The sequence below is a fragment of the Bartonella sp. HY328 genome, from assembly GCF_025449335.1.
GTDB lineage: Bacteria > Pseudomonadota > Alphaproteobacteria > Rhizobiales > Rhizobiaceae > HY038.
This window is the reverse complement of sequence record NZ_CP104883.1, coordinates 3039058-3051376: the sequence shown is the minus strand read 5'-3', so window position 1 is coordinate 3051376 and position 12319 is coordinate 3039058. Positions and strand designations below refer to the sequence as shown.

The following is a 12319-nucleotide window of genomic DNA, read 5'->3' as shown; positions in this document are numbered from 1 at the left end:
CGGTTTCATGACATTTATTTTAAAAGCGGGGCAGATGATGACGCTCATAGAAAGTAATTTTTTAATTGAATTAGCACTTTTCAAGTAAAAGTGATTATAAAATGATTTTAGAAATGTAAAAAAGACGGTTACTATTTGTAACCAATCTAATTTAAATAAATTTTGTGATAAATATTAATTTATTTGATGATAAGTATTTTTTATTATGTATTATAAAACTTAAGATAATTAAGCCTATCAGGAGTGTCGAATTATGCATTATGATGTTTTTGTCATTGGCGGCGGCGTAAATGGCTGTGGTGTTGCCCGTGATGCTGCAGGTCGTGGCTTTAAAGTGGGCCTTGCCGAGATGAATGATATTGCATCGGGCACATCATCGGCATCAACCAAGCTTATTCATGGTGGGCTGCGTTATCTTGAGCAATATGCTTTTCGCCTTGTACGTGAAGCTTTGATGGAGCGTGAGGTTATCTGGCACATTGCGCCGCATATTGTGCGGCCCTTACGTTTTATTTTGCCTTATCATAAGGGGTTGCGGCCAAAATGGATGCTGCGCTTTGGCCTTTTCATCTATGACCATCTGGGTGGTAGCAAAGAACTCAAAAAAACGACTGTAGTTGATTTTGCAAAAGAAAAAGAAGATCCATTAAAAGCTGGGTATAAGCAGGGTTTTGAATATTCTGACGAGCAAGTGGATGATGCCCGCCTTGTACTATTAAATGCCCGCCACGCTAAAGAGCTTGGCGCGGATATTATGGTCCGTACAAAGGTTTTATCTGCGCAAATTATTGATAAGAAGTGGCATATTGAATTAAAAAATACTTTGACGGGCGAAGAAAAAACGGTCACCGCTTCATTTTTAGCCAATATGGCAGGCCCTTGGATTGACCATATATTGAAAGATGTTGCCGAAATAAGTGGCCACCCGCAAATAAGGCTTGTGCAGGGCTCGCATATTGTTGTGCCTAAATTATACAATCACGATCGCGCCTATATTTTCCAAAATCCTGATGGGCGTATTATTTTTGCAATTCCCTATCAAGAGGATTTCACTTTAATTGGCACAACGGATCGCGATTATCATGATGATCCTAAAGATGTGAAAATATCTGATGAGGAAATTGATTATTTATGTAACGCATCGAGTGAGTATTTTGCGCAAAAAATTACGCGCGATATGATTGTGTGGAGTTATTCGGGAGTGCGTTCACTCTATGATAATGGCGCTGCTAGTGCACAAAAAACCACCCGTGATTTTGTTTTAAAACTTGCTGATGAAAACGCCGATGCACAGCTCTTGTCCTCTTATGGCGGTAAAATAACTACTTACCGAAAACTATCTGAAGATGTGATGGAATATGTCGAAAAATATCTTGGAAAGCGAAAGGCAGCTTGGACAGGTTCAGTGCCATTGCCTGGGGGAGATTTTCCTCATGGGCGCTTGGATCTCATTCAAGATGGCATCAAAAAGGCCCTGCCAGATTTAGATGATTTTACCATTCGTCGTTTGGCACGAAGCTACGGCACTGACGCGCTTGTGATTTTTGAACAAGGTAAAAAGCCATTGGGGCAGCATTTTGGTCATGGGCTTTATGCGGCGGAAGTTGATTGGCTAATCAAAGAAGAATGGGCAATTGATTGGCAAGATATTTTATGGCGGCGTTCAAAGCTTGGACTTTGGTTTAAGGATAGCGAAATTGAACCCTTAAAAATTTATCTAGAACAAAGGAACCTAGAATAAAGGAGCATTGCCGCTCTTAACTAAGCTTTTCTGATAATATTAAAATTTTGCAGCAAGACTGGTTTAAAAGAAAAGCCGGTAAGTTGTGAAATTTTTTGCGGGGAATAGAGGAGAAGATCATGAAATATTCGCAACTATTCAATGAATGCATTGCCGAACTTATTGGGACATTCATATTTATTTCCATTGGTGTAGGGACTGTTGCAGGGCTGATACTGGCTGGAGCGAGCTATGGACAGTGGGAGATTAGCATATTGTGGGGGCTTGGAGTTGCGATTGCGGTTTACGTAACGGGTGGGGTATCGGGCGCTCATCTTAGTCCATCAGTCACTATTGCTATGGCCGTTTTTGGTAATTTTCCCAAATCTAAAATTATCCCTTTTATAATTTCGCAGTTTTTAGGTGCTTTTTTGGGGGCGGCGGTTGTGTATTTGCTCTATCATAATTTGTTTGCCGTTAAAGATATGAGTAATGCTGGCGTATTCACCACCTTTCCAAACGCAAAAATATCTATTTTGCAAGCTTTTATGACCGAATTTTTTATAACCGCGCTATTGTTAATGGCTATTTGGGCGTTAACAGATGATAATAATGGCGCGCCACGCGGTGCGATGGCGCCGTTGTTAATTGGTATTGTTGTCGCCATTATTGGTGGCTCTTTTGGCCCATTAACCGGCTTTTCTATGAATGCTGCGCGTGACTTTGGTCCAAGATTATTTGCGTTTTTCGCTGGTTGGGGGCCAGATATTATGACCGGTGGACGCTCAATCCCTTATTTTCTCATTCCCCTTACTGCCCCGATTTTAGGCGGGCTTGCGGGTTCATTTATTTACACACGTTTTATTGGCAAAGCATTGAAACAAATGAAAGCTGGCAACAGCAATTAACGGGAGCATATTATGGCGGAGAAAAAATATATCGTTGCTTTGGATCAGGGCACAACCAGTTCTAGAACATTGGTTTTGAATAAACAGGCTGAAGTTGTCAGCGTTGCTCAGCGTGAATTTACGCAAATTTATCCTCATCCAGGCTGGGTTGAGCACGACCCGCGTGAAATTTGGGCAACCCAAAGTTCAACCTTGACGGAGGCATTGGCAAAAGCTGGTATCACCTCAGACGAAATTGCTGGTATCGGTATTACCAATCAGCGTGAAACAACGATTGTTTGGGAAAAAGCAACTGGAAAGCCAGTTTATAATGCTATTGTCTGGCAATGTCGCCGTACAACCGAAATTTGTGCACGTCTTAAAAAGGCTGGCCTTGAAGATCATGTGCGCAATAATACCGGCCTTGTGATTGACCCGTATTTTTCTGGTACCAAAATTGCTTGGATCTTGGAAAATGTTGAAGGCGCACGTGAAAAAGCAGACCGTGGTGAGCTGCTTTTTGGAACTGTCGATACTTGGCTTATTTGGAATATGACACAAGGTCGCGTGCATGTAACTGAATATACAAATGCATCGCGCACCATGATCTTTAATATCCACACGCTAGATTGGGATGAAGAGATGCTAAAGGCACTTAATATCCCCCGTTCTATGCTGCCGGAAGTTAAGCGTTCATCGCAAATTTATGGGCAAACCAATATTGGTGGTCGTGGCGGTACACGTATCCCTATCGCCGGTGCGGCGGGCGACCAACAGGCTGCACTTTTTGGCCATATCTGTGTTAATGAGGGGGAAGCCAAAAATACTTATGGTACTGGTTGCTTCATGCTGATGAACACCGGTAAAAAAGCCGTCACATCTCATAAGGGACTGATTACGACCATTGCATGTGATGAAAATGGCGGCCCTGCTTATGCGCTTGAAGGTTCTATTTTTGTGGCGGGTGCGGCGATCCAATGGCTGCGTGATGAATTAAAGTTCTTTACCGATGCGGAAGATTCTGAATATTTTGCTGAAAAAGTTGGTACTGCCAATGGTGTTTATGTGGTGCCTGCCTTTACAGGTCTAGGCGCACCCTATTGGGATCCTTTTGCTCGTGGTGCCATTATGGGTATTACACGGGGTGTCAATCGCAATCATATTACTCGTGCAACATTGGAAGCTATTGCCTATCAAACCAAGGATGTGCTTGACGCAATGCTTGATGATGCAGGTACTGACATGAAAGCTCTTAGGGTTGATGGTGGTGCTGTGGCTAATAATTTCTTAATGCAATTCCAAGCCGATATTTTGCAAAAACCAGTAGAACGCCCAGTTATTCGTGAAGTGACCGCCTTTGGTGCTGCCTATCTTGCTGGACTTGCGGTTGGCTTTTGGAAAAGCCTCGATGAAGTGCGGCAAGTATCGCGTGTTGAAAAATTATTTAGTCCGTCGGATGATGTGGCAAAACAGCAAAAACGTTATAAGGGTTGGAAAAAAGCGGTTCAGCGCGTCCGTGATTGGGATATTGAAGACGCCGAAGAATAAGGGCGCAATTGACTGCTATTAAAGGTTAAAAATGCGCCCCAATGTCATTTGAGGACGCATTTAAAAATTTTTAAAATTAATTTATCAATGTTTTTTAGTGCATGTTCGTTTTAAAATGAGAAGAAAGTTGTTTCTTTAAAAATATAATAATATTTCCTTAAACTTAATAAAGCCTAGCTTCTAGATGTTTTTAAAAATGATTTATTTAAATTTTTTAAAATCTTTTAATTCAAAATATTTGTATTAATTTTTTTTTACGCGCATAGTAAAGAAGCGGCTTAATTGGTATGATTCTTTTATTTTGCTGCATGATCAATTGTTTAAAACAATAACTATTTAAGTATTTACTTAATTAGAATTATCTTTGGTATGGTGTAGTTGTGAAAATCTAGATAATAATATTTGGGTATTTGCAACTATAAATTTAGTGTTTGTCAATATTGGAGTGATGGATTATGGCTTTACAAAAAGCGGGCAAATGGGGCTGGGTGGTTGTCTTAGTCATTGTTGTTGGTTTTATTGCTTGGCGTTATTTATTGCCATCATCCAATACTCTTCCCGATTATGTAGCTGTCGCTAATGGTCGGATTGAAGCAACAGAAGTTGATATTGCGGCGAAATCATCAGGACGTATTAGTGACATTAAAAAGCGTGAAGGTGATTTTGTTCATGAGGGTGAAGTTGTCGCACAAATGGATACTTTAACGCTTGATGCGCAATTGCGCCAAGCACAAGCCCAGTTGAAGCAAGCCCAAATTAATGTTGAAACTGCAAAATTGCAGGTAGAACAAGCTACAGCAGAAGAAGAAGCCAATGTGGCGCGTGTATCGCAAGCAACGGTTCAGCGTGATAATGCGCAAAGGCGGTTTAATCGTTCTAATACTTTGCAAGAGCGCGGCACTGTTTCTGAACAAACCAAGGATGATGATCAGGCAACCTATGAGGGGGCACTTTCAGCCCTTGCCGCCGCCAATGCACAATTGGCTTCAGCCAAGGCTGGTGTTTCAACCGCTAAAGCTAATGTGGTGAGCGCCGAGGCAGCTGTTGATGCTGCAAAAGCCACCATTGAGCGTATTCAATCCGACATTGATGATAGCGCATTGAAAGCGCCGCGCTCTGGCCGTATCCAATATCGCATTGCTCAACCAGGAGAAGTTGTGGCTGCTGGCGGACGCGTGCTTAATCTTGTTGATTTAAGCGATGTCTATATGACGTTCTTCTTGCCAACCGATCAAATTGGTAAATTATCTCTTGGTCAAGAAGCTCATCTGGTTTTAGATGCTTTGCCGCAATATGTCATACCAACTAATATTTCTTTTGTGTCCGATGTTGCGCAGTTTACACCTAAAACGGTGGAGACTTCAGAAGAACGTGCAAAATTAATGTTCCGCGTGCGTGCGCGTATTCCAAGTGCCTTGCTCGAGCAATATATCAAGGACGTTAAAACTGGTTTGCCGGGGGTTATTTATGTAAAGCTTGATGATAGCAAACCATGGCCAGATAATCTGCAATCATCAATTAAGATTGAAAATTTACCGCCAAAAGAGGGTGCAAAGCCACAATAGGCTACTTTTATTAATGGCGGTTTTTTTAAAGGATTAGGCCATTTAATAAAAGCAAAATCAGGGAGTTTGAGGCGAGTTTCATACCCTGTAAAGGCCCAATAAAGTAGCACTTTAACAAAGAGCTACTTTCCCGAAAATGGCGATGGAGTTTTGATAGTAATGGCCAATGATGGTAATCCTAAGCAAAATATAGCAGCCAATGTTGAGGCAAATTCTGTTTCCAACATGGGAAAGAATGTTGTCTCGTTAAAAAATGTAACTTTGCGCTATGGCAAGACCCTTGCCCTTGATAATATTACCTTAGAATTGCCAGCTGGTAAAATGATTGGCTTTATCGGTCCTGATGGCGTTGGTAAATCGAGCCTTTTGTCCTTAATTACCGGCGCGCGCGCTATACAAGATGGTGATGTGGAAGTGTTAGAGGGCGATATGCGTGAAAAGCGTCATCGCGAGCGTGTTTGTCCAGATATTGCTTATATGCCTCAGGGCCTTGGTAAAAACCTTTATCCCACATTATCGGTTGAGGAAAACGCTAATTTTTTTGCCAAGCTTTTTGGGCAGGAGAAAAAGGAACGTGCGGCGCGGATTAAAAATCTGCTTTATCGCACTGGTCTTAATGGGTTTGAAGATCGTTCCGCTGGTAAATTATCAGGTGGTATGAAGCAAAAACTAGGGCTTGTTTGTTCGCTCATTCATGATCCTAAACTGCTGGTGCTTGATGAACCGACAACCGGTGTTGATCCGTTGTCGCGCCGACAATTTTGGAACCTCATTGACGATATTCGTAAAGATGCCAAGGATATGAGCGTGGTGGTTGCCACCGCCTATATGGAGGAGGCTGCCCGGTTTGATTGGCTAATTGCTATGGATGGTGGCAAAATTCTTGCAACTGGCACTCCGCAGGAATTATTGGCAAAAACCGGTAAAGATAATCTTGATGATGCCTTTATAGCTTTGATGCCAGAGGAGGAAAAAACCAATTATACCAAAGTGGTTATTCCGCCGCGTGTTGCAAATGAGCAAAATAATGAAGTTGCGATTGAAGCAATTGATCTTACTAAAAAATTTGGTGATTTTACTGCGGTAGATCATGTTAGTTTTAGTATTCATAAGGGTGAGATTTTCGGATTTTTAGGCTCTAATGGTTGCGGTAAAAGTACAACCATGAAAATGCTAACTGGTCTTTTACCGGTAACCTCAGGTACGGCGAAATTATTTGGCAAGCAAATTGATGCTGATGATATGACAACGCGCCAGCATGTTGGCTATATGAGTCAGGCTTTTTCGCTTTATTCAGAATTAACTGTGCAAGAAAATTTAGAACTTCATGCCGAGATTTTTGAATTACCAAAAGATGGTAGAGCCGCCCGTATAGATGAAATGGTCAAACGTTTTGATTTGGCTGATGTTTTGTCATCCATGCCTGACGCATTGCCCCTTGGCGTGCGCCAGCGTATGTCTTTGGCCGTTGCTCTGCTGCATAAGCCAGAAATTCTTATTCTTGATGAACCGACATCGGGTCTTGATCCCATTGCCCGTGATGACTTATGGGAAACATTAGGACAATTATCACGCAACGAAAATGTAACGATTTTTATTACCACCCATTTTATGAATGAGGCGGCGCGGTGCGATCGCATATCTTTAATGCATGCGGGGCGCGTTTTAATTTCTGATACCCCAGAAAAAATTATCACGAATAAGCATGCGCAAAATCTTGAAGAAGCCTTTATCAGCTATTTAGAAGAAGCCATTGGTGAAAAACAGGACGTTCCCTCATCTGCGACAGAAGACGAAGCGACTAAGACAAGCGACAATTCAAATTTGGCTGCTGCAAAAAGCAAAGATAAAAACGCTCATGCCTTTTTTGATATTATGCGGTTGTTAAGCTATGCTAATCGTGAAATGCTGGAGTTAAAACGCGATCCAATCCGCGCAACACTTGCCTTGGTCGGTAGTGTGATTTTGATGCTAGTTATTGGTTATGGCATTAATATGGATGTTGAAAATTTAAGTTTTGCCGTTCTTGACCGCAACCAAACCGAAACAAGCCGCGATTATATTCAACAAATTTCGGGATCGCGTTATTTTATCCAGCATGATGACATTAAAGATTATGATGATCTTGATAAGCGTATGCGATCAGGTGAAATTAGCTTGGCGATTGAAATACCGCCAAATTTTGCTGAAAATATTAAACATGGACGGCCGGTAGAGGTGGGCGCGTGGATTGATGGTGCCATGCCAGCTAGAGCTGAAACCGTTCGCGGTTATGTGCAAGGTATGCATATGTTATGGTTGCAAAACCAAGCGCGTGTTCAATATGGAAAAGAGGCCGCGAATGGTGATTTCCAAATTCAAGTACGTTTCCGTTATAATGCTTCACTTGAAAGCCTGCCAGCCATGGTTCCGGCGGTTATTCCAATATTATTGCTGATTATTCCAGCAATGTTGGCAGCTTTAAGCGTGGTACGCGAAAAGGAAATGGGTTCGATTATCAATCTTTATGTAACGCCGGTTACTTCATTTGAGTTTTTGCTAGGCAAGCAATTGCCTTACATTATGCTTGGTATGCTCAATGCGGTTTTACTATGGCTATTGGCAGTGTTGGTTTTCCGCGTCGATTTTACCGGTAGCTTACCGTCATTTATGTTAGCATCGCTATTTTACGTAAGTTTTGCCACTGCCTTTGGGCTTTTAATCTCCACCTTTATGAATAGCCAGATTGCGGCGATTTTTGGTACATCGATTTTAACTATTTTGCCGGCCGTGCAGTTTTCAGGTTTAACGGATCCGGTGTCATCGCTTGAAGGCATGGGAGCATTTATCGGCAAAATTTATCCTACCACCTATTTCATTATTATATCGCGTGGCACTTTTGCCAAGGGGTTGGACTTTGGAGATCTTGCTTCAATGTTCTTGCCGCTCGCCTTAGCTTTTCCAATATTAATTGGCATTGCAACACTTTTAACTAAAAAACAGGCACGGTGACGATTATGGATTTAAAACACATCTTCACCCTTGGTATTAAAGAAATACGCGGTATTTTACGCGATCCAATGCTGTTGATCCTGATTGTTTATGCTTTCACTGGTTCCATTTATGTTGCATCAAAAGCTGCGCCTGAAACCTTGAATCTAACCCCAATATCAATTGTTGATGAAGATAATTCCCCGCTTTCAGCGCGTATAACCACAGCGTTTTTGATGCCTTATTTTACAAGGCCATCCTTGATTGATATCCATGAAATGGACTCGCGTCTTGACCAAGGGCTAGATACTTTTGCTCTTGATATACCACCAAATTTTCAGCGCGATTTAAAGGCAGGACGGTCTCCACAAATACAGCTCAATGTCGATGCTACCCGTATGAGCCAAGCCTTAACGGGCGCTGGTTATATCCAGCAAATCATTAATTCAGAGGTGAGCGAATTTCAAAGCGGTTATCGCGCTAATACTTCATCACAAGTTGATCTTGCTTTACGAGCGCGCTTTAACCCTGAACTTAATAAGTCATGGTTTGGCTCACTCATTAATGTTATTAATAATATCACCATGCTTTCTATTATCTTGACGGGCACGGCGCTTATCCGCGAACGCGAACATGGCACGATTGAGCATCTTTTGGTAATGCCAGTAACTGCAACCGAAATTATGGTATCCAAAATTTGGTCAATGGGTTTGATTGTTTTTGTTTGTTCGGCCTTTTCGCTTATTTTTATCGTGCAAGGTCTGTTGCAAGTGCCAATTCAAGGCTCGATACCACTATTTTTATGTGGGGCGATTTTGCATCTTTTTGCTACAACTTGCATGGGCATTGCGCTTGCAACAATGGCAAATTCTATGCCGCAATTTGGCCTCTTATTGATGCTGGTTTTATTGCCGTTGCAAATTTTATCTGGCGGTATGACACCGCGTGAAAGCATGCCGCAATTCATTCAAGATATTATGCTTGCCGCACCCAATACCCATTTCATTATGCTTGGCCAATCCATTCTTTATCGCGGTGCAGGTTTTTCCGTTGTTTGGGGTAACTTCTTGGCCTTGTTTATCATCGGTATTGTTCTGTTCATGTTTTCATTGCGCCGCTTTAGAGCCTATCTAAAATAGGGTTTGATTTCAATCAATTATGGCATATCTTTGTGATTATCCGCTTGGTGAACATCTCAATATATGCCATAATATTTATGAGAAATTCTCATTTAAAGCAAGGCATCTAAACGGCCTCTTATTGCTAATCAGGCTTGTTGAAATGCATATGGTCATGGAGGCTAATATGGCTCATACAATGCAAGCAGCAGTTGTGCGTGAATTTGGTAAACCCCTAACCATTGATGAGGTGCCGATACCAGAGCCAAAAGAGGGTATGATACAAGTTAAGATCGAAGCTTGTGGTGTTTGTCATACTGACCTTCATGCAGCTCATGGTGATTGGCCAGTTAAGCCCAATCCACCGTTCATTCCTGGTCATGAGGGTGTTGGCTTTGTTTCTGCAGTTGGGCGCGGTGTTAAGCATGTTAAGGAAGGCGACCGTGTCGGTATTCCATGGCTTTATACTGCTTGCGGCCATTGTGTTCATTGTCTTGGTGGCTGGGAAACCCTTTGTGAAGAGCAATTAAATACTGGCTATTCGATTAATGGTGGCTTTGCTGATTATGTGGTGGCAGATCCTAATTATGTTGGCCATTTGCCAGATAATATAGCCTTTACTGATATTGCCCCAATTCTATGTGCTGGTGTCACGGTCTATAAAGGCTTAAAAGTAACTGACGCAAAGCCGGGTGAATGGATGGGGATTTCCGGTATTGGTGGTCTTGGCCACTTGGCTGTGCAATATGCTAAAGCCATGGGCATGAATGTTGCCGCTATTGATATTGATGATGATAAATTGCGCCTTGCTAAAGAACTTGGCGCGGATATTGTCATTAACACCAAGAGTAGCAATGACCCACAAGGAGAGCTTAAAAAGCTTACTGGCGGCGGTGTTAATGGCATGCTTGTTACAGCACCATCTGAGGGTGCTTTTGCCTCAGCGCTTGGCATGGTGCGCCGTGGTGGTACGCTATCAATGAATGGCTTGCCTGCTGGCGAGTTTCCGGTATCAGTATTTAATATGGTGCTTAATGGTATTACGCTGCGCGGCTCCATCGTTGGTACACGCTTAGATTTGCAAGAATCGCTTGATTACGCTGCTCGTGGTAAAGTGCATTCGCATAATACAATTGATAAGCTTGCCAATATTAATAATATTTTTGATGATATGATTAAGGGCAAAATATCGGGGCGCGTTGTGCTTGATATGGCAAGCTAATATTATCGCGATAATTATAGATAGCTTATAAGTGATATTTAAGCCCTAGTCAGAAAATGGTTAGGGCTTATTGGTATTTAAAGCAAAAGAGATTATTGCTGCTTTGGCTAAGCAAGAAAATCCAACCATTAGCAATTACCTGTTATCAGTTTGTAGCTGAGAATAAAATTGCCTTAGACGATTGAGGTCGTAAAAGGGATTGTTCAAGCGCTAGCGTTTTTATTAAGCCCAATAATAAGCTTTTATACTTGTATATCTACAATTCGGATATGCTTCCTGTGTAGCAGGTTGAGGCGTGAAATTTGCGTATGTCCTGAAAGGACGCAAAACTGCTTTAATCTACAGCGTCGAAAATTTTAACTAAGGTATAGCACCCACTTTTCGCTCTTTTACTTCTTATATCAAAATTGCATATTTTTGCTACTTTTTGTGCTTGTTTCTTTAAGTAATTGGTCTAGGCATCATAATGATTATTGGAATAGCCCATCAATATAGAATATCATTATGCAATATTATATTTTGAAAAATGGTGTTATAGGTTTAGAGGCGCATAGGTGGAAATATGGGAATAGTCGCAGGTTATCTTAAAGCATAACAGGAATTTACAGGAATTATAATAAAATGATAACTGTCGCAGAATGGTTTAAAAACAAACAATTTAATTGTGAGTTAAATATATTTGGTCAATTATTAGATTTTGATTATAAATTAAAGCTATTTGACCTAGATTATTATAATAATAATGATGATATTATAAAACAGAGTGATTACTTTATCACTGTCGATTCCCCAAAATTAAGAAATTTTTTATATTCCAATATGTTATTAAGGGCTGGCGGTTTAACCCAAGTTCCAATACAAGCAAGCTTAACTGGAATTATAAATTGCGATAATATTTTGACTGGGTTAAAATCTATTTGTTTTCCAGAAACAAAAGATTTTGGTGAAACATCGCCTCTTAACCAAACGCCATTACTTATAAATATGGATGATATAGAAAAATACGTTGGTAATGGAGTTGTGGCAGCTACTCACTATGACCCACGAAAAGACTATTTTAGATTGCTTTTTCCAGAGGACTACGATGATGAAGGTAATCCTCTTTCTTAGTAATGCATCAAAATAAACATTGTTTTTACGCTCTATCTAAATTCAAGAGTCTTTAATTTCATCAGTCGATATATTGTACACTTGCATATTTGATAATAAAAATAATGAAAATTTTGATGTTTATGTAATGTCATGCTCACCTAAAAATCATTATGCACTTATCTTTGATAATACTTTAG

8 protein-coding genes are annotated in these 12319 nt (G+C 41.0%); all 8 read left to right on the top strand.

Going from position 1 to position 12319, the window contains the following annotated elements; all coding sequences use genetic code 11:
• Positions 1-253: 253 nt before the first annotated feature.
• Positions 254-1741 (top strand): glycerol-3-phosphate dehydrogenase, encoded by a 1488-nt coding sequence (gene glpD, locus N5852_RS12960; protein WP_262098178.1) that lies wholly within the window; start codon positions 254-256, stop codon positions 1739-1741.
• A 119-nt stretch (positions 1742-1860) separates the two neighbouring features.
• Positions 1861-2628, top strand: coding sequence for an MIP/aquaporin family protein (locus tag N5852_RS12955; protein WP_262098177.1), 768 nt, complete (start codon positions 1861-1863; stop codon positions 2626-2628).
• 12 nt (positions 2629-2640) lie between these two features.
• A complete protein-coding gene (gene glpK, locus N5852_RS12950; protein WP_262098176.1) occupies positions 2641-4155 on the top strand; it encodes a glycerol kinase GlpK in 1515 nt (504 codons plus the stop codon).
• A gap of 455 nt (positions 4156-4610) precedes the next feature.
• Positions 4611-5720: an HlyD family secretion protein gene (locus tag N5852_RS12945; protein WP_262098175.1), complete on the top strand. Its 1110-nt coding sequence runs from the start codon at positions 4611-4613 to the stop codon at positions 5718-5720.
• Between the two features lie 225 nt (positions 5721-5945).
• A complete protein-coding gene (gene rbbA / locus N5852_RS12940; RefSeq protein WP_262099773.1) occupies positions 5946-8711 on the top strand; it encodes a ribosome-associated ATPase/putative transporter RbbA in 2766 nt (921 codons plus the stop codon).
• A 5-nt stretch (positions 8712-8716) separates the two neighbouring features.
• Positions 8717-9829, top strand: a complete 1113-nt coding sequence (locus N5852_RS12935; protein ID WP_262098174.1) for an ABC transporter permease — start codon at positions 8717-8719, stop codon at positions 9827-9829.
• Between the two features lie 166 nt (positions 9830-9995).
• Positions 9996-11030 (top strand): alcohol dehydrogenase AdhP, encoded by a 1035-nt coding sequence (adhP, locus tag N5852_RS12930; protein ID WP_262098173.1) that lies wholly within the window; start codon positions 9996-9998, stop codon positions 11028-11030.
• Positions 11031-11651: 621 nt separating this feature from the next.
• A complete protein-coding gene (locus N5852_RS12925; protein ID WP_262098172.1) occupies positions 11652-12140 on the top strand; it encodes a hypothetical protein in 489 nt (162 codons plus the stop codon).
• Positions 12141-12319: the final 179 nt, after the last annotated feature.